Raw genomic sequence first — 18797 nt, 5'->3', positions numbered from 1 at the left:
CCCGGACCGGCTTCCCACATCCATGCACATCCAGAAAAAAACCGTCCTGCTCGTCGCGCTATTGATCGCCCTGGCGGCCCTCGTCCTCTGGTTCGTCATGAAACCCATCGCCGCCAAACCCGGTGCGCCTGCCGCCGTTCCGGTACGGGTCGTCAGCGTGGAGCAAAAGGATGTGCCGCGCTTCGCCAGCGGCATCGGCACGGTGCTGTCACTGCACAGCGTGGTCATCCGTCCGCAGATCGACGGCATTCTCACCCGACTTCTGGTCAAGGAAGGGCAACAGGTGAGCAAGGGTGACCTGCTGGCGACCATCGACGACCGCTCCATTCGCGCCAGCCTCGACCAGGCCCGGGCCCAGCTTGGCGAGAGCCAGGCGCAACTGGCGGTGGCCCAGGTCAATCTCAAGCGTTACAAATTGCTGAGTGTCGACGATGGCGTCTCGAAGCAGACCTACGATCAGCAACAGGCCCTGGTCAATCAGCTCAAGGCCACCGCCCAGGGCAACCAGGCGGCCATCGATGCCGCCCAGGTGCAGCTGTCCTACACCCAGATCCGTTCCCCGGTGACCGGCCGCGTTGGCATCCGCAACGTGGACGAAGGCAACTTCCTGCGCACCAGCGACACCGAAGGCCTGTTCACCGTGACCCAGATCGACCCGATTGCGGTGGAGTTTTCCCTGCCCCAGCAGATGCTGCCCACCTTGCAACGGTTGACCGCCGCGCCCGAACAGGCGCTGGTCAAGGCCTACATCGGCGCCGATGGTACGGCAGGAGAACTGCTTGGCGAGGGTCGGCTGAGCCTCATCGACAACCAGATCAATCCCAACACCGGCACCCTGCGGGCCAAGGCCGAATTCAGCAACGCCGGACAACGGTTGTGGCCCGGGCAACTGGTGACGCTGAAGATCCAGACAGCCCTCGACAAGGGTGCCCTGGTAGTGCCGCCGACCGTGGTCCAGCGTGGACTGGACCAGCACTTCGTATACCGGATCAAGGGTGACAAGGTCGAGAACGTGCCAGTGGAAATGGTTTACCAGGACAGCGGCATGAACATCATCAAGGGGGTGAACGCCGGGGATCAATTGGTGAGTGACGGCCAGTCGCGTCTCAGGCCGGGGGCCAGCGTCCAGGTGCTCACTGCCCCACCGGTCCTCGCCAAGGCCACGGAGCCGCAGCCATGAAGGGGCGCGGCTCGATTTCGGCGTGGTGCATCGACCACCCCGTCGCTACGGTGCTGCTGACGTTCGCCCTGATACTGCTGGGGAGTATCGCCTTCCCTCGCCTGCCCGTCGCCCCCTTGCCGGAGGCGGAATTCCCGACGATCCAGGTCAACGCCCAGCTGCCCGGCGCCAGCCCCGAAACCATGGCCTCCTCGGTGGCGACGCCACTGGAAGTGCAGTTCAGCGCGATTCCCGGCATCACGCAGATGACCTCCAGCAGCGCCTTGGGCTCGACCAACCTGATCCTGCAATTCAGCCTCGACAAGAGCATCGACACCGCCGCCCAGGAAGTGCAGGCGGCCATCAACACCGCCGCCGGCAAACTGCCCAGCGACATGCCGAACCTGCCCACCTGGCGCAAGGTCAATCCCGCCGACAGCCCGGTGCTGATCCTCAGTATCAGTTCCAGCCTGATGCCCGGTACCGAGCTGAGCGACTACGTCGAAACGCTGCTTGCCCGTCAGATCAGCCAGATCGACGGCGTCGGACAAGTCAACATCACCGGTCAACAGCGCCCGGCGATCCGGGTCCAGGCCTCCGCCGACCGCCTTGCCGCCATCGGCCTGACCCTGGCCGACATCCGCACGACACTCCAGCAGGCCAGCCTCAACCTGGCCAAGGGCGCCCTGTACGGCGATTCGAGCATCTCGACCTTGTCCACCAACGATCAATTGTTCCAGCCCGAGGATTACGGCGACCTGATCGTGTCCTACAAGGAGGGCGCGCCGGTGCACCTCAAAGACATCGCCAAGGTGATCAATGGCTCGGAAAACGCCTACGTCCAGGCCTGGTCCGACAACGAGCCGGGGCTCAACCTGGTGATCTTCCGCCAACCGGGGGCGAACATCGTCGAAACCGTCGACCGCATCCAGGCGGCCCTGCCTACCCTGGAAGCCATGCTGCCTGCTGCGGTACAGGTCAAGGTGCTGATCGACCGTACCCAGACCATCCGCGCCTCGCTGCATGAAGTGGAGATCACCCTGCTGATCGCCGTGCTGCTGGTGGTGGCGGTCATGGCGCTGTTCCTGCGCCAGCTCTCGGCGACACTGATCGTCTCGGCGGTGCTGGGGGTGTCCCTGACCGCGAGCTTCGCCCTGATGTACGTGATGGGCTTCAGCCTGAACAACCTGACCCTGGTGGCCATCGTCATCTCGGTGGGCTTCGTGGTGGATGACGCGATTGTGGTGGTGGAGAACATCCACCGGCATCTCGAGGCCGGTGACGGCATGCGCGAGGCGGCGATCAAGGGCGCCGGCGAAATCGGCTTCACGGTGGTGTCCATCAGTTTCTCCCTGATTGCCGCGTTCATCCCGTTGCTGTTCATGGGCGGCGTGGTGGGGCGACTGTTCAAGGAGTTCGCCTTGACCGCCACCTCGACAATCCTGATTTCCGTGGTGGTGTCCCTGACCCTGGCGCCAACGCTGGCGGCACTGTTCATGCGCGCACCGGTGCATCATGCCCACCGAGGTCCAAGCTTTGGCGAACGACTGCTGGGCGGTTATGAAAAAGGCCTGCGCAAGGCACTGGCCCATCAAAAGCTGATGATCGGTGTGTTCGGCCTGACCCTGGCACTGGCGGTGGCAGGCTACGTGTTCATCCCCAAAGGCTTCTTCCCGGTACAGGACACCGGCCTGGTACTGGGCACCAGCGAAGCGGCCGCCGACGTGTCATTCCCCGACATGGTGGCCAAGCACAAGGCCCTGGCCGAAATCGTCGCCGCCGACCCGGCGGTGCAGACGTTCTCCCACTCCGTCGGCGTCTCGGGCAGCAACCAGACCATCGCCAACGGCCGTTTCTGGATTGCCCTCAAGCCCCAAAGCGAGCGTGACGTCACCGCCAGCGGCTTCATCGACCGGATCCGCCCCAAGTTGCAGAAAATTCCTGGCGTGGCGCTGTACCTCAGGGCCGGGCAGGACATCAACCTCAGCTCCGGTCCCAGTCGCGCCCAGTATCAGTACGTCCTCAAGAGCAACGACGGGCCAACCCTCAACACCTGGGCACAGAAACTCACCGACAGACTGCGCAGTAACCCGGCGTTCCGAGACATCTCCAACGACCTGCAACTGGGCGGCAGCATTACCCACATCAACATCGACCGCAGCGCGGCGGCACGCTTCGGCCTGACCGCCAGCGATGTCGACCAGGCACTGTACGACGCCTTCGGCCAGCGGCAGATCAACGAATTCCAGACCGAGACCAACCAGTACAACGTGATCCTGGAACTCGACACCCGGCAACGTGGCAAGGCCGAAAGCCTGGCCTACTTCTACCTACGCTCGCCCCTGAGCGGGGAAATGGTGCCGCTCTCGGCCCTGGCCCGCTTTGATCCACCCGCCAACGGTCCGCTGTCCATTGCCCACGATGGCATGTTCCCGGCCGCCAACCTGTCGTTCAACCTGGCGCCAGGCGTGGCACTGGGAGACGCGGTGCGCATGCTCGACCAGGCGAAGAACGAGATCGGCATGCCGGCCGCCATCAGCGGCAACTTCCAGGGTGCGGCGCAGGCGTTCCAGAGTTCCCTGGCAAGCCAGCCGTGGCTGATCCTCGCCGCGCTGGTGGCGGTGTACATCATTCTCGGCGTGCTCTACGAGAGCTTCGTGCATCCGCTGACCATCATATCCACCCTGCCTTCGGCCGGCCTCGGCGCCCTGATCATGCTGTGGCTGTTGGGCCAGGATTTTTCGATCATGGCGCTGATCGGGCTGGTGCTGCTGATCGGGATCGTCAAGAAGAACGGTATCCTGATGATCGATTTCGCCCTCGACGCACAGCGCAATGGCGGACTGACACCGCAGGAAGCGATTTTCCAGGCGGGCATGACCCGGTTCCGTCCGATCATCATGACGACCCTGGCCGCCCTGCTCGGCGCCCTGCCGCTGATGCTCGGCCATGGCCCCGGCGCGGAGTTGCGCCAGCCCCTGGGCATTGCGGTGGTCGGCGGCCTGCTGGTGAGCCAGGCGCTGACGCTGTTCACCACACCGGTCATATACTTGTGGCTCGAGCGGTTGTTCCATCGGCCCGCCCATCGTTCCGGGCCTGCGTCAGCTACGGCGCTGGCGACTACAGACTGAGGCGGGGCCATGCGCGTTCTGATCATCGAAGACGAAGAAAAAACCGCGGACTACCTGCATCGTGGCCTGACTGAACAGGGCTACATCGTGGACGTAGCCCCCGACGGCGTCGAAGGGCTGCACCTGGCCCTGGAAAGCGAATATGCGGTGATCGTGCTCGACGTGATGCTGCCGGGCCTGGATGGCTTCGGCGTGCTGCGCGCCCTGCGCGCTCGCAAGCAGACCCCGGTGATCATGCTCACCGCCCGGGAACGGGTCGAAGACCGCATCAAGGGCCTGCGCGACGGCGCCGACGACTACCTGGGCAAACCGTTCTCCTTCCTGGAACTGGTGGCTCGCCTGCAAGCCCTGACCCGCCGCAGCGGCGGCCATGAACCGGTGCAGGTGAGCATCGCCGACCTGTGGATCGATCTGATCAGCCGCAAGGCCACCCGCGCCGGCCAACGCCTGGACCTGACGGCCAAGGAGTTCTCGCTGCTCAGTGTCCTGGCTCGCCGCCAGGGTGAAATCCTCTCCAAGACCGCCATTGCCGAAATGGTCTGGGACATCAACTTCGACAGCGACGCCAACGTCGTGGAAGTGGCGATCAAACGCCTGCGAGCCAAGCTCGACGGGCCGTTCGAGCGGAAGTTGCTGCACACCATTCGCGGGATGGGTTATGTACTGGAAAGTCGCAGTGAGTAACAGTATCGCGCTACGCCTCAGCGGCCTGTTCACCCTGGTCGCCGCGCTGATATTCCTGCTGATCGGCGGCGCCTTGTACCAGCAGGTCGAAAAAGGCCTGGGCCTGTTGCCCGAAGCCGAACTCGATGCCCGCTACAGCGTGCTCGAATCCACGGTGGGCCGTTACGGTACGCCCGAGCACTGGGTGAAGATCCACAACAAACTGCGTTTGCTGGGGGAGGAAGACAAGCGCATCCACTTCTGGATCGTCAGCGGTGATCCACACTTCGAATATGGCGATCCCGACCCGCAGATCCGTGCCTTCACCCAAGGGCCACTGGGTAAACGCGACCTGCAATTGCCCAACCGCCATTACCCGATGAAAGTGCTGCTGAGCCAGTTTCCGGCCAAGGACCAACGACCGCCGCTGCGTTTCATGATCGGCATCGACACCGAGACGTTCTACCAGACCCAGCATCGTCTGCTGGTGGCCCTGGTGAGCCTGGCGATTATCGGAGTGCTGCTGGCGTCCCTGTTGGGCTACTGGGTCGCGCATATCGGCCTCAAGCCATTGATCAGGCTGTCCGATGAAGCCCGGCGCCTGGCCCCTCCGCGCCTGTCCGGGCGTTTGCGGCTATCGCCGTTGCCACCGGAACTCAGTCAGTTCGTCAGTTCTTTCAATGCCACCCTCGACCGGGTCGAACAGGCCTACTCACGCCTGGAGTCGTTCAACGCCGATGTCGCCCATGAACTGCGCTCGCCCCTGACCAACCTGATCGGCCAGACCCAGGTAGCGCTGACCCGTGGCCGTTCGGCCGAACATTATTTCGAAGTGCTGCAATCGAACCTCGAGGAACTGGAACGACTGCGCTCGATCATCAATGACATGCTCTTCCTCGCCAGCGCCGACCAAGGCAGCAAGGCCACCAAGCTGACCACCACATCGTTGGCCGACGAAGTGGCCACCACCCTCGATTACCTGGACTTCATTCTCGAAGACGCCCAGGTCCAGGTGCGGGTCAATGGTGACGCCCAGGCCAGCATCGAGATCGCCCATCTGCGCCGGGCGCTGATCAACCTGTTGAGCAACGCCGTGCAGCACACCGCGCCGGGACAAATCATCGACGTCACCATCGAAGCCCAGGCCGACCAGATCTCCCTCGCCGTCACCAACCCTGGCGAACCGATTGCCACCGAACACCTGCCGCGGCTGTTCGAACGCTTCTACCGGGTCGATGCCTCCCGCAGTAACAGCGGCGCCAACCACGGACTCGGGCTGGCCATCGTCAGGGCAATCGCCCTGATGCACGGTGGGGATGTATTCGTGCACAGCGACCGGGGTGCCAACACCTTCGGGATCCGGTTACCGACCTGACGTGCACCGAGCGATCCGGACGCCTTTTTTCAGGCTATTGAATGCTGGGCGAAAGGCTACTAGCCCAGAATCAGCAGACCTTGGCCTCCGGCGGCTACGGCTTTTCGCGAACACTGATTGCCCCCTCTCGCCGATCCAAGCACAATCCGCAAAAGGCCAGCATCCGCTGAATTGCCAGCTATGCTCCCTTCGGAATGGATCGACACTATAGACATCGGAATCATGAGCACCAGCAGTGCGACAACCGGCAGCACCCCGCCTTCGATACGTTCAGAGCGGGTCCTCGTACTGGCCAGCTCACTGGTTGTCATTGCCATCCTGGGCATCGTCACCTTCCTGCTGATTCGCGAACACGCCAGCGCCCGTGAAGCAGCGATACGAGCGGCCAGCAATATCGTGCAGTTAATCGATGCCGATGTGCTGCGCAACGTCGAACTCTACGACTTGTCGGTGCAAGGCCTGATTGCCGCGGCCAAGCGCGACGACCTGAAAGACGTTTCCCCGGCCATCCGGCATCTGGCCCTGTTCGACCGTTCCACCGCTGCGCCTTACAAAGGCGACATCCTGCTACTGAACAAACAAGGCGATGTCATCGCTGACTCGGCCTCGGTCGAACCACGTGTCGGTAATTATGCTGAGCGGGAGTATTTCCAGTCCCACGTCCAGAACCCAAGCCCGGAGATGATGATCAGCCGCCCCTTCCGAGCCCGGAGTGGCGAGCACGACTGGCGTATCAGTTTCAGTCGACGACTTAGCGACGAACGAGGCGATTTCCTGGGCGTGGCCGAAGCCGCGATGCGCTTGAGCTACTTCAGTCAATTGTTCAGAAGCTTGAACATCGGGCATGGCGGTACGGTCAACCTGATCAGCCGCGACGGAATCCTGCTGGCACAGGAACCGCCCCTGGCCGAGGACATGATCGGCAGGGACTTCAGCAACCGGCCGAATTTCGTGCGCATCCTGCATGAAGGTAACGGCAGCTTCACCAGCATCTCCGGTTTTGACCAGAAACAACGCCTCTACACCTTTTCCCAGGTCGGCGACTTGCCCTTGATCGTCGTAGTGGCGCTCTCCTCCGAAGAGGTCTTTGCTTCATGGCTACGCACAACGCTGATCGTCAGCGGCGCTACCGGCGCGCTGTGCGTCGGCCTGCTCTGGCTCACCTGGCTACTGCGCCGCGAATTGAGACGCCGCCATCGTGCTGAACGGGAATTGGCCAAGCGGGCGGCGACTGATCCGCTGACGGGCCTGGCCAACCGCAGGGCCCTGGATGAGACACTGCAAAGAGAATGGCTACGGGCCTTGCGCTCGGGCCAACCGTTGTCGGTGCTGATGGTCGATGCCGACCACTTCAAGGCATTCAATGATCGCCATGGCCATCAACAGGGTGACGAAGCACTGCGGGCCTTGGCGCGACTGATCGGTGAACGTGTCCGTCGTCCAGCCGACCTGGCCGCCCGCTATGGCGGTGAAGAGTTTTCGGTGGTGTTGCCGGAAACCAACACTGCCGGAGCATTTGCCCTGGCCCAGAGCATTCGCGAAGCAGTGGAACAACTGCCCGTCCGGCCGGGCGAGGCGCCCATGACCGTCAGCATCGGCATCGCGACTTGGTCACAGGGACCGTATGACGACTTCGAACAGCTCCTGTTCGCCGCCGACAAGGCGCTGTACCAGGCCAAGGCCAGCGGACGCAATTGCGTGGTCTGCGCGATGTAATGCCCCGGTGCTCCTGTGGCGAGGGGATTTATCCCCGCTGGGCTGCGGAGCAGCCCCAAAACCAGGCAACTCGGTGGGTCAGACGGATTGAGTCCATAGTGATAGGGCTGCTACGCAGCCCAGCGGGGATAAATCCCCTCGCCACAGATAAATCCCCCCACCACAGATAAATCCCTCGCCACAAATACTTCTCTGACAGCCATAAAAAAAGGCCACCCGAAGGCAGCCCTTAAAAAACTAGAGAGGTTTTTTGCTTACACGGCCGCAACAGGGCGCATGTAAGAGATCGGTGCGGTACTGGCATCTTCGAACGTCACGACTTCCCAAGCATCTTTCTGCTCAATCAACTTGCGCAGCAGCTGGTTGTTCAGTGCGTGGCCGGACTTGAAGCCCTTGAACTCACCAATCAGGCTATTGCCCAGCAGGTAGAGGTCGCCGATTGCATCGAGGATCTTGTGTTTGACGAATTCGTCTTCATAGCGAAGGCCGTCTTCGTTCAACACGCCATCGGAATCGACCACGATCGCATTTTCAACACTGCCGCCGAGTGCGAGGTTGTGCTTGCGCAGGTACTCGATGTCACTCATGAAACCAAAGGTACGGGCGCGGCTGACTTCTTTTACAAACGAAGTGCTGGAAAAATCCACGCTAGCACTCTGGGTGCGGTCACGGAAAACCGGGTGATCGAAATCGATCTCGAAGCTCACCTTGAAACCATCGAAAGGGACGAAAGTGGCGCGCTTGTCGCCGTCTTCCACTGTCACTTCCCGCAGGATGCGGATGAACTTCTTGGCCGCGTCCTGCTCTTCCAGGCCAGCCGATTGAATCAGGAATACGAAGGGTCCGGCGCTGCCATCCATGATCGGGACTTCGGACGCGGAGAGCTCGACGTAGGCGTTATCGATGCCCAGGCCAGCCATGGCCGAGAGCAAATGCTCCACCGTATCCACTTTGGTGTCACCGTTGACCAGTGTGGTCGACATGGTGGTTTCACCAACATTTTCCGCGCGAGCAGGAATCTGCACCACAGGGTCGAGGTCGGCACGACAAAACACAATGCCGGTGTCGACAGGCGCGGGCTTGAGGGTCAGGTAGACCTTCTCGCCGGAGTGCAGGCCGACACCTGTGGCACGGATAATATTCTTCAGGGTGCGTTGTTTAATCATGGCATGGGCCGCTTCAGCGCAAATTGCGAACTGGTATCAACAAAGGCTGGCGATGATAGCAGACCAGACCTTTGCTGAACACCAATCACCCGAATACCCCTGATACATTTCATCAATCGGCCTGACGACGCAGGAAGGCCGGGATATCCAGGTAGTCCAGATCGTCTTGCGGATTCATCTTCGCGGCAGTCGCAGCACCGGCCTGGGCCTGGTTGCGCATGACGGTCGGACGGTCCAGGTCGCGGTAGTTCACCGCAGGCTGTTCCTGACGAACGGGGGCTTGCTGCTGAGGCTGCGAGGCCATTGTGGTCTGGACGGTGTTGTCGATGACCTTCATCGGCTTCTCGATTTTCGCACCCAGGCCGGTGGCAACCACGGTCACGTGCAGCTCGTCACGCATGTCCGGATCGATCACGGTGCCGACCTTGACCATGGCGTGGTCGGAAGCGAACGCTTCGATGATGCTACCCACGTCGGAGTACTCGCCCAGCGACAGGTCGGGACCTGCGGTGATGTTCACCAGGATGCCACGGGCGCCCTGCAGGTTCACATCTTCGAGCAACGGGTTGCGGATGGCCGCTTCGGTGGCTTCGCGAGCACGGTTCGGACCGCTGGCGCAGCCAGTGCCCATCATCGCCATGCCCATTTCGGACATTACGGTGCGTACGTCGGCGAAGTCGACGTTGATCATACCCGGACGCTTGATGATGTCGGAGATACCACGAACGGCACCGGCCAGTACGTCATCGGCCTTGGCGAAAGCCGACAGCAGGCTGGCGTCTTTACCGAGGATGGTCAGCAGTTTCTCGTTGGGAATGGTGATCAACGAGTCGACGCTTTCGCTCAGCGCGCGGATGCCTTCATCGGCAATCTGCATGCGCTTGCGGCCTTCGAACGGGAACGGACGGGTCACTACCGCAACGGTGAGGATGCCCATTTCCTTGGCCACTTCGGCAATGATCGGCGCTGCACCGGTACCGGTACCACCGCCCATGCCCGTGGTGATGAACACCATATTGGTGCCGGCCAGGACTTCAGCGATGCGCTCGCGGTCTTCCAGGGCAGCCTGACGGCCAACCTCGGGATTCGCGCCGGCACCCAGGCCCTTGGTCACGCCGGTACCCAGTTGCAGGATGGTCCGCGCGCCAATGTTCTTCAGCGCTTGAGCATCGGTGTTGGCGCAGATGAACTCGACGCCTTCGATGTTGCTCTTGACCATGTGGTTGACAGCGTTGCCGCCGCCACCGCCGACACCGATTACTTTGATAACCGGGCTAGCGGGGATGTTGTCTACGAGTTCGAACATTTTCCCTCTCCTTACATTCTCTAGTTTTTTTTCGCCTACTGCGTTTGTTGCCCTTCCGGTGGCAGGCCTGAAACCTGCCGCCCGAAGCCTGAAACCTGTATCAGAAATTGCCTTTGACCCACGCCTGGAGCCGCTCGAACAGCGGCGCCTTCGGCTCGTCGCTGCTGTAGCTGTCGCGGCTGCCGATGCCCGAGAACGAGATCCCGTCGGACTGCTTCTGCAGGCCGTACATCAACAGGCCCACGCCGGTGGAATAGATCGGGTTGCGCACCACGTCATCCAGACCCTTGACGCCATGGGGCACGCCCAGGCGTACCGGCATGTGGAAGATTTCCTCGGCCAGCTCGACTGCGCCTTCCATTTTCGACGTACCGCCGGTCAGCACGATGCCGGCCGGGATCAGGTCTTCGTAGCCGCTGCGGCGCAGCTCGGCCTGGATCAGCGTGAACAGTTCGTCGTAGCGCGGCTCGACCACCTCGGCCAGGGCCTGGCGGGACAGCTCGCGCGGAGGACGGTCGCCGACGCTCGGCACCTTGATGGTTTCACCGGCACCGGCCAGTTTCGCCAGGGCGCAGGCATAGCGGATCTTGATTTCCTCGGCATACTGGGTCGGGGTGCGCAACGCCATGGCGATGTCGTTGGTCACCTGGTCACCGGCAATCGGGATCACCGCGGTGTGACGAATGGCGCCTTCGGTGAAGATCGCGATGTCGGTGGTGCCGCCGCCGATGTCCACCAGGCACACGCCCAGTTCTTTCTCGTCGTCGGTCAGTACCGAGTAGGCCGAAGCCAGTTGCTCGAGGATGATGTCGTCGATTTCCAGGCCGCAACGGCGCACGCATTTCTCGATGTTCTGCGCAGCGTTCACGGCGCAGGTCACCACGTGGACCTTGGCTTCCAGGCGCACGCCGGACATGCCCAGGGGCTCGCGCACGCCTTCCTGGTTGTCGATCACGTAATCCTGCGGCAGGGTGTGCAGCACCCGCTGGTCGGCCGGAATCGCCACGGCCTGTGCCGCGTCGAGCACCCGCTCGAGGTCGGCGGAGCTGACTTCGCGATCACGGATCGCGACGATACCGTGGGAGTTCAGGCTGCGGATGTGATTGCCCGCCACGCCAACGAACGCCGAGTGGATCCGGCAACCGGCCATCAGCTGCGCTTCTTCGATGGCGCGCTGGATCGACTGCACGGTGGACTCGATGTTCACCACCACCCCTTTCTTCAGGCCACGGGACGGATGGGTACCGATCCCGACGATGACCAGCGTGCCGTCGTCCGCGACCTCGCCTACCAGCGCAACCACCTTGGAAGTGCCGATATCCAGCCCGACGATCATTTTTCCGCTTTGCACGTTTGCCATGGTCCTGCCTCTTCTTAATTCTTCGCGACGGCGGGTTGGGCCGTCGTGGGCGCTACCGGTTCCCGCCAGCCAACAGCCAGGCCATTGGCGTAGCGCAGATCGATGCGCGCGATGTTCGTAATCTGTTCTTTGAGCGTCTTGTCATAGATGGCGATGAAACGGCGCATCTTTTCCACCAGGTTGCCGCGCCCGAGCAGCAGCTCGATGCCCGGCCCCGAGCTGCCCGCGCCAGTGGTCAGGAACCAGCTGCCGCGTTCGCGCAATTCCAGGCGTGCGATGGAGAAGCCCAACGGCCGCAACATCTGACTCAATACCTGGTATTGCTGCATCACCTGCTGCTGAGCCCGCTGCGGGCCGAACAACTGTGGCAAATGTTCGTAGTTGGCCAGTTCCCGCGGCGTGAACGCCTGGCCCTGGTTGTTCAACAGCGATTCGTCGCCCCAGCGGGCCACCGGCAGTTGTTCTTCCAGGCGGATCGAGACCTGATCGGGCCACACGCGCCGGACTTCGGCATGGGCAATCCAGGGCATCTGCTCCAGTTCCGTGCGCATGCCCGCCAGATCGATGGTGAAGAAGCTCGACGCCACGAACGGGGCGATCCGCTGTTGCACCGCCTGCTGGCTGATGTAGCTCAGGTCGCCCTGGACGTTGATCCGGGCAATCGGCCGATCGGCGTAAGGCAGCAACCGTTGGGCGCCTTCATACGTACCGAACCCCAACACCACCAGCAGCACCGGCCAGAACAGGCTCTTGAGAAAACCAAAGTTGGCTTTCGGCAAGCGCGCCGACATCGGCTCTTTGGCCACCATTCGGCTGGCACCCCGCGGCACCGGCTTGCGGCCGGGTGCGGATGGCTGATGACGAAGCGATGCGCCTTGCATGGCTTAACCTCTTGGCTCTTGAGTGCCGACACTGGCAGCCAGGATCGACAGCACCAGTTGCTGGAAATCCAGACCGGCGGCACGGGCCGCCATCGGTACCAGGCTATGATCGGTCATGCCGGGCGCGGTGTTGACTTCCAGGAACCAGAACTGCCCATCGGCGTCCTGCATCACGTCCGCCCGTCCCCAACCGGCAATACCCAGCGCCTCACAGGCCTTGGCCGTGAGGTCCATCAGTTCTTTTTCCTTGGTGCTGTCCAGCCCGCAGGGAATGCGGTACTGGGTGTCATTGGCCACGTACTTGGCGTCGTAGTCGTAGAACGTGTGAGGCGTGCCCAGCGCAATCGGCGGCAACACCTGGTCGCGCAGGGTGGCGATGGTGAACTCGGGACCGGTGATCCATTGCTCGACCAACACTTGCGAATCGTAGGAACTGGCGTCTTTCCATGCCGCGGTCAACTCAGGCAGCGAATTCACTTTCGCCATGCCGATACTTGAACCTTCATGGGCCGGTTTGACGATCAAAGGGAAGCCCAGTTCCGTGGCCGCCGAAATACAGTCGGCCTCGGACGCCAGGACGGCATGCCGCGGCGTCGGGATGCCGAGGCTGTGCCAGACCTGCTTGGTGCGCAGCTTGTCCATCGCCAGGGCCGACGCCAGGATGCCGCTGCCGGTGTAGGGAATGCCCAGGCATTCGAGCAGGCCTTGCATGCTGCCGTCTTCACCACCGCGTCCATGGAGGATGATGAACGCACGGTCGATCTTTTCGCTCAGCAGGCGCTGCAGGAAGTCATCGCCCACGTCGATGCCGAATGCATCGACGCCGGCGCTTTGCAGGGCTTCGAGCACGGCCTTGCCGGACTTGAGGGACACCTCGCGCTCGGCACTCTTGCCACCGAACAGCACGGCGACGCGGCCGAAGGCTTTCGGGTCAAGGGTGGACACCAGGTTGGCGTAGGCAGCAGTCATTTCAGTTTCCCCTCGCTGGAGGCCACGATGGCACCGGCGAATAACGGACTTTTCAACAGTTTCGGCGCCAGGCCACCGATATCACCGGCCCCTTGGCACAACAGGATGTCGCCGGCGCGCAGCAGCGGCTTGACCAACGGCGCGAGGTCCACGCCGCGCTCGATGTAGATCGGGTCCAATTGACCGCGCTGGCGGATGCTGTGGCACAACTGACGGCTGTCGGCCCCCGGGATCGGCTCTTCGCCGGCCGGATAGACTTCCATCAACAGCAGCACGTTGGCGTCGGCCAGCACCTGGACGAAATCGTCGTACAGGTCGCGGGTGCGGCTGTAGCGGTGCGGCTGGTAGACCATCACCAGGCGGCGCTCCGGCCAACCACCGCGCACAGCTTTGATCACCGCCGCGACTTCGGTCGGGTGGTGGCCGTAGTCGTCCACCAGCATCACGTTGCCGCCATCCACCGGCAGCTCGCCGTAGACCTGGAAGCGTCGACCCACGCCCTGGAAACCTGACAGCCCCTGGACAATGGCCTCATCGCTGACGCCTTCATCGGTAGCAATGCAGATGGTGGCCAAGGCATTGAGCACGTTGTGGTTGCCCGGCATGTTCACCGACACGTCCAGCGGCTCGCGGTCGGGACGCAGCACGGTGAAGAACGTCTGCATGCCCTGCTGGCGCACGTTGATGGCGCGCACGTCGGCTTCTTCGCCGAAACCGTAGGTCACGGTCGGGCGCTTGATCAGCGGTAAAATCTCGCGCACCACCGGGTCATCCATGCACACCACCGCCAAACCGTAGAACGGCAGGTTGTGGAGGAACTCGACGAAGGTCTTCTTCAACCTGTTGAAGTCGCCGCCATAGGTGGCCATGTGGTCGGCATCGATGTTGGTGACCACGGCCACCAGCGGCTGCAGGTGCAGGAAGCTCGCATCACTCTCGTCGGCTTCGGCGATCAGGTAGCGGCTGGTGCCCAGTTGGGCATTGGTGCCCGCGGCATTCAGACGACCGCCGATCACGAACGTCGGGTCCAGGCCGCCGGCGGCGAACACCGAGGCGATCAGGCTGGTGGTGGTGGTCTTGCCGTGGGTACCGGCCACGGCGATGCCGTGGCGATAGCGCATCAGCTCGGCCAGCATCTCGGCACGTGGCACCACCGGAATGCGGCGCTCCAGGGCCGTGGCGACTTCCGGGTTGGACGTGTTCACGGCACTGGAAACCACCAGCACATCGGCATTGGCGGCGTTCTCGGCACGGTGGCCGATAAAGATCTGGGCGCCAAAGGATTCCAGGCGCTCGGTAACCGGCGAAGCCTTCAAGTCGGAACCGGAGACCTGATAGCCCAGGTTAAGCAGCACTTCGGCAATCCCGCACATGCCCACGCCGCCGATACCGACGAAGTGGATGCGGCGGATACGGCGCATCTCCGGTTGTGGCATGGCTTTGCGATTCTCAACCATGGGCCACCTCCAGGCAGGTATCGACCACTTGGGCCGTTGCATCGGGTTTGGCCAGGCGGCGCGCAGCGCGGGCCATGTCTTCAAGTCGTTGCGGTTGCATCAAGACCTCTGTCAGGCGGGCGGCAAGATCCGCGGCGCCGGTCGTTCTTTGCGGCAGCAGGAAGGCAGCGCCTTCGCGGGCCAAATAATCGGCATTGCGGGTCTGGTGATCGTCGATGGCGTGGGGCAAAGGCACCAGCATCGAGGGCAGACCGGCGGCAGCCAGTTCACTGATGGTCAGCGCGCCGGCGCGACAGATCACCAGGTCGGCCCAGCCATAGGCTTGGGCCATGTCTTTGATGAAAGGCTGCACTTGCGCCTCGACGCCTGCGGCGCGGTAGCGCTCGGCGGTCACTTCATCGTGGTGCTTGCCGGCCTGGTGAAAGACTTCCGGCCGCAGTTCGGAAGCGACCTGCGACAAGGCTTCGGGCAGCAATTTGTTCAACGGCTCTGCCCCCAGGCTTCCACCCAGGACCAGCAAACGCGCCTTGCGTCCGGCCAAGGCCGGGCGCGGAGTGTCGAGAAACAGCTCGTTACGCACCGGATTGCCGGTGGTGCGGCGGCTGCCCGACAGGGTAAAGGTGTCGGGAAAGGCTTCACAGACCCGGGCGGCCAACGGCACCAGTAACCGATTGGCGGTACCGGCGACGGCGTTCTGCTCGTGAACGATCACCGGCACGCCGGCCAGTTTCGCCGCAACACCGCCAGGACCGGTCACATAACCACCGAACCCGACCACACAGACCGGCCGCAACCGACGAATGATCGCCCGTGCCTGCCAGACCGACTTGAGCAGCATCAGGGGCGCCTTGAGCAAGGACAGCTTGCCCTTACCCCGCAGACCGCTGGCATTGATCCGGTGCAATTCCAGACCCGCACCGGGAACCAGTTCGTTCTCGATGCCCCGTGGCGTGCCCAGCCAGTGCACGGTGTAGCCACGCGCCTGGAATTCCCGGGCACAGGCCAACGCCGGGAAGACATGCCCGCCGGTGCCACCGGCCATGATCAGCACGTTAGCGCCCATGAGTCGGCTCCTCGGCGAAGTCGCTCTCCTGGAATTCCATCTCTTCGCTGCCCAGGTGCGTCCGGCTCTCCCATTCGATGCGCAGCAGCAAACCGAGGCAGGCACAGCAGATCACCAGGGAGCTGCCGCCATAACTGAGGAAAGGCAGCGTCAGGCCCTTGGTCGGCAGCAGGCCGACGTTCACACCGATGTTGATCAGGAACTGACCAATCCACAGGAACGACAGGCCATAGGCCACATAAGCGGCGAAGAACTGCTTGGCCTTCTCGGCCCACAAGCCGATGTACATGCCGCGCACGCAGACGAACACGAACAGGGCCACGGTGCACAACGACCCCACCACGCCCAGTTCTTCGGCCAGCACCGAGAACACGAAGTCGGTGTGGGCTTCCGGCAGGTAGAACTGCTTCTGCACGCTGTTGCCCAGGCCCACGCCCAGCCATTCGCCGCGCCCGAAGGCGATCAGCGCCTGGGTCAGTTGATAACCGGAACCGAACTGGTCGGCCCACGGGTCGGTAAAGGTGATCAGGCGCGCCATCCGATAGGGTTGCGCCTGCACCAGTACCGTCACGGCAGCCACCGCCAGCGCCACCATCAGAATGAAGCGGAACAGCCCGACCCCGCCCAGGAACAGCATCGCCGCCGCCGCGCCCATCATCACCACCGTGGCGCCGAAGTCGGGTTCCATCAGCAGCAGGCCCGCCATGGGCAGCAACACGATGAACGGCTTGAAGAAGCCCATCCAGCTCTCGCGCACTTCTTTCTGGCGACGCACCAGATAACCGGCGAGGAAAAGCACCACGAAGACCTTGGCGATTTCCGAGGGCTGTACGTTGAAGAAACTGAAACCGATCCAGCGCATCGAACCGTTGACCTCGCGGCCAATACCCGGCACCAGCACCATCACCAGCAGGCCAAAGGCGCCGAGCAGCATCATCCAGCCCAGGCGCTGCCAGGTGGCGATCGGCACCATCATGGTGACGACACAGGCGCCCAGGCCGATCACCAGGTAAACCAGGTGGCGGATCATGTGGTACAGGGTGTTGCCGGATTGCACGGCAGCCACTTCCGACGACGCGGAAGTGATCATCACCAGACCCAGGCCCAGCAATGCCAGGCAACCGGCGAGCATCGGGAAATCCAGGTCGATGCCACGTCCGGTGATCAGTGGCGACGGATACGGCTTGATGACGTTTCTCAGGCTCATGCCAAGTCCTCCGCGGCCCGGGCGAACAACTGCCCGCGCTCTTCGTAGTTCTTGAACATGTCGAAACTGGCGCAGGCCGGCGACAGCAGGACGGCATCGCCCGGTTGAGCGAGGGCGCGGCATTGCTGCACGGCTTCGTCCAGCGAACCGACGCGAACCAGCGGTACGCCGTCGCCAATGGCCTTGGCGATCAATTCGCGGTCACGTCCCATCAACACCACGGCACGGCAGTTGGCCGCCACCGGATCGCGCAGGTCCTTGAAGTCGGCACCCTTGCCATCGCCACCGGCGATCAGCACGAGCTTGCCTTCGATGTCTGCACCCAGGCCCTCGATGGCGGCCAGCGCGGCTCCCACGTTGGTGGCCTTGGAGTCGTTGTACCAGGCCACGCCATCCAGGTCGCGAACCCACTGGCAGCGGTGTTCGAGACCGGCGAAGGTCCGCAGCGCCGACAGCATGGCGTCGAACGGCAGGCCGACCGCATGCCCAAGGGCCAGGGCCGCCAACGCGTTGGCCTGGTTATGGGCGCCACGGATTTTCAGCTCGCGCACCGGCATCAGGTTCTGGAATTCGAAGGCCAGGTATTTCTCGCCGTTCTCTTCACGCAACCCGAAGCCCTTGAAGTCCGGTACGCCCAGGCCGAAGGACCAGCACGGCATGCCCTCGCCCAGCAGCGGACGGGTCAGGGCATCCTGGCGGTTGAACACCACTTGCCGGGCTCCCCGGAAAATCCGGTGCTTGGCCAGGTGATAAGCCGGCAGGCCGCTGTAGCGGTCCATGTGGTCTTCGCTGATGTTGAGCACGGTCGCCACTTCGGCGCCGAGATGATCAGTGGTCTCGAGCTGGAAGCTCGACAGCTCCATCACGTACAGCTCGACGTCGTCGCTGAGCAGGTCCAGCGCCGGGGTACCGAGGTTGCCGCCCACGGCGACCCGCTTGCCGGCCGCCGCGGCCATTTCGCCCACCAGGGTGGTGACGGTGCTTTTCGCATTGGAGCCGCTGATGGCGATGATCGGCGCCTTGGCGTTACGCGCGAACAGCTCGATATCACCGGACAATTTCACGCCACGGGCAGCAGCGGCCTGCAGGGCCGGCGTCGCGAGGGCCAGGCCGGGGCTCACGTAGAGCTCGTCGGCGCGGCACAGGAATTCGACGTCCAGCTCGCCACAACGCACGTCCACCTGCGGATAGTCACGCCGCAGCGTGGCCAGCTCAGGCGGATTCTCCCGCGTATCGGCCACGGCAAACGACACGCCCCGGCTCGCCAGGAAGCGAACCAGGGACATGCCGCTCTTGCCGAGGCCGACAACGATGCGGAAGTGGTCAGAAGCGATCAGGGACACT

At 62.9% G+C, this 18797-nt stretch carries 14 protein-coding genes; 5 read left to right on the top strand and 9 right to left on the bottom strand.

Annotation, left to right across the window (positions count from 1 at the left end; all coding sequences use genetic code 11):
* Positions 1 to 22 precede the first annotated feature (22 nt).
* The 5 genes from CGA22_RS25450 (at position 23) to CGA22_RS25430 (ending at position 8044) form a co-directional block, all read left to right on the top strand.
* On the top strand, positions 23 to 1180 hold the full coding sequence (locus CGA22_RS25450; protein ID WP_041020559.1) for an efflux RND transporter periplasmic adaptor subunit: 1158 nt from the start codon (positions 23 to 25) through the stop codon (positions 1178 to 1180).
* The gene (locus tag CGA22_RS25445) at positions 1177 to 4290 is read left to right on the top strand and encodes a multidrug efflux RND transporter permease subunit (protein ID WP_041020560.1); all 3114 of its coding nucleotides are present in this window, start codon (positions 1177 to 1179) and stop codon (positions 4288 to 4290) included. The genes CGA22_RS25450 and CGA22_RS25445 overlap by 4 nt, the downstream gene beginning before the upstream one ends.
* Positions 4291 to 4299: 9 nt before the next feature.
* Positions 4300 to 4974 (top strand): heavy metal response regulator transcription factor, encoded by a 675-nt coding sequence (locus tag CGA22_RS25440; protein ID WP_041020561.1) that lies wholly within the window; start codon positions 4300 to 4302, stop codon positions 4972 to 4974.
* Positions 4949 to 6328: a heavy metal sensor histidine kinase gene (locus CGA22_RS25435; protein WP_041020562.1), complete on the top strand. Its 1380-nt coding sequence runs from the start codon at positions 4949 to 4951 to the stop codon at positions 6326 to 6328. Before CGA22_RS25440 ends, CGA22_RS25435 begins: the two co-directional genes overlap by 26 nt.
* A gap of 222 nt (positions 6329 to 6550) precedes the next feature.
* A complete protein-coding gene (locus CGA22_RS25430) occupies positions 6551 to 8044 on the top strand; it encodes a GGDEF domain-containing protein (protein ID WP_041020563.1) in 1494 nt (497 codons plus the stop codon).
* Positions 8045 to 8298: 254 nt separating this feature from the next.
* On the opposite strand, the gene lpxC is transcribed toward CGA22_RS25430, so the two are convergent.
* The 9 genes from lpxC to murD all read right to left on the bottom strand — a co-directional run bounded on the left by lpxC (position 8299) and on the right by murD (position 18796).
* A complete protein-coding gene (gene lpxC / locus CGA22_RS25425; protein ID WP_010452622.1) occupies positions 8299 to 9210 on the bottom strand; it encodes a UDP-3-O-acyl-N-acetylglucosamine deacetylase in 912 nt (303 codons plus the stop codon).
* 112 nt (positions 9211 to 9322) lie between these two features.
* Positions 9323 to 10516 carry a cell division protein FtsZ gene (gene ftsZ / locus CGA22_RS25420; RefSeq protein WP_041020564.1) on the bottom strand — a complete coding sequence of 398 codons (1194 nt, stop codon included), beginning with the start codon at positions 10514 to 10516 and terminating at the stop codon, positions 9323 to 9325.
* Between the two features lie 100 nt (positions 10517 to 10616).
* Complete coding sequence (ftsA, locus tag CGA22_RS25415; protein ID WP_003205342.1) at positions 10617 to 11876, bottom strand: cell division protein FtsA; 1260 nt, start codon at positions 11874 to 11876, stop codon at positions 10617 to 10619.
* A 14-nt stretch (positions 11877 to 11890) separates the two neighbouring features.
* Positions 11891 to 12757, bottom strand: a complete 867-nt coding sequence (locus CGA22_RS25410; protein ID WP_041020565.1) for a cell division protein FtsQ/DivIB — start codon at positions 12755 to 12757, stop codon at positions 11891 to 11893.
* Between the two features lie 3 nt (positions 12758 to 12760).
* Entirely contained in the window at positions 12761 to 13726 is a 966-nt protein-coding gene (locus CGA22_RS25405) for a D-alanine--D-alanine ligase (protein ID WP_041020566.1), read from the bottom strand.
* Positions 13723 to 15183 carry a UDP-N-acetylmuramate--L-alanine ligase gene (murC, locus tag CGA22_RS25400; RefSeq protein WP_041020567.1) on the bottom strand — a complete coding sequence of 487 codons (1461 nt, stop codon included), beginning with the start codon at positions 15181 to 15183 and terminating at the stop codon, positions 13723 to 13725. Before murC ends, CGA22_RS25405 begins: the two co-directional genes overlap by 4 nt.
* On the bottom strand, positions 15176 to 16246 hold the full coding sequence (murG, locus tag CGA22_RS25395; protein WP_041020568.1) for an undecaprenyldiphospho-muramoylpentapeptide beta-N-acetylglucosaminyltransferase: 1071 nt from the start codon (positions 16244 to 16246) through the stop codon (positions 15176 to 15178). The genes murC and murG overlap by 8 nt, the downstream gene beginning before the upstream one ends.
* Complete coding sequence (gene ftsW / locus CGA22_RS25390) at positions 16236 to 17453, bottom strand: putative lipid II flippase FtsW (protein ID WP_041020569.1); 1218 nt, start codon at positions 17451 to 17453, stop codon at positions 16236 to 16238. The genes murG and ftsW overlap by 11 nt, the downstream gene beginning before the upstream one ends.
* On the bottom strand, positions 17450 to 18796 hold the full coding sequence (murD, locus tag CGA22_RS25385) for a UDP-N-acetylmuramoyl-L-alanine--D-glutamate ligase (RefSeq protein ID WP_041020570.1): 1347 nt from the start codon (positions 18794 to 18796) through the stop codon (positions 17450 to 17452). Before murD ends, ftsW begins: the two co-directional genes overlap by 4 nt.
* Position 18797: the final 1 nt, after the last annotated feature.

Source organism: Pseudomonas sp. PSB18, assembly GCF_014596565.1.
Taxonomy (GTDB): Bacteria; Pseudomonadota; Gammaproteobacteria; order Pseudomonadales; family Pseudomonadaceae; genus Aquipseudomonas.
The sequence above is the reverse complement of the archived record's forward strand: the minus strand, read 5'-3'. Positions and strand labels throughout refer to the sequence as shown.

Bases quoted from the DNA above. Each gene is read 5' to 3' on its own strand.
- murG (WP_041020568.1), bottom strand. From the start codon at position 16,246: ATGGGCGCTAACGTGCTGATCATGGCCGGTGGCACCGGCGGGCATGTC.
- murC (WP_041020567.1), bottom strand. From the start codon at position 15,183: ATGGTTGAGAATCGCAAAGCCATGCCACAACCGGAGATGCGCCGTATC.
- CGA22_RS25435 (WP_041020562.1), top strand. From the start codon at position 4,949: ATGTACTGGAAAGTCGCAGTGAGTAACAGTATCGCGCTACGCCTCAGC.
- CGA22_RS25410 (WP_041020565.1), bottom strand. From the start codon at position 12,757: ATGCAAGGCGCATCGCTTCGTCATCAGCCATCCGCACCCGGCCGCAAG.
- CGA22_RS25430 (WP_041020563.1), top strand. From the start codon at position 6,551: ATGAGCACCAGCAGTGCGACAACCGGCAGCACCCCGCCTTCGATACGT.
- ftsZ (WP_041020564.1), bottom strand. From the start codon at position 10,516: ATGTTCGAACTCGTAGACAACATCCCCGCTAGCCCGGTTATCAAAGTA.
- ftsW (WP_041020569.1), bottom strand. From the start codon at position 17,453: ATGAGCCTGAGAAACGTCATCAAGCCGTATCCGTCGCCACTGATCACC.
- CGA22_RS25405 (WP_041020566.1), bottom strand. From the start codon at position 13,726: ATGACTGCTGCCTACGCCAACCTGGTGTCCACCCTTGACCCGAAAGCC.
- CGA22_RS25445 (WP_041020560.1), top strand. From the start codon at position 1,177: ATGAAGGGGCGCGGCTCGATTTCGGCGTGGTGCATCGACCACCCCGTC.
- CGA22_RS25440 (WP_041020561.1), top strand. From the start codon at position 4,300: ATGCGCGTTCTGATCATCGAAGACGAAGAAAAAACCGCGGACTACCTG.
- CGA22_RS25450 (WP_041020559.1), top strand. From the start codon at position 23: ATGCACATCCAGAAAAAAACCGTCCTGCTCGTCGCGCTATTGATCGCC.
- lpxC (WP_010452622.1), bottom strand. From the start codon at position 9,210: ATGATTAAACAACGCACCCTGAAGAATATTATCCGTGCCACAGGTGTC.
- ftsA (WP_003205342.1), bottom strand. From the start codon at position 11,876: ATGGCAAACGTGCAAAGCGGAAAAATGATCGTCGGGCTGGATATCGGC.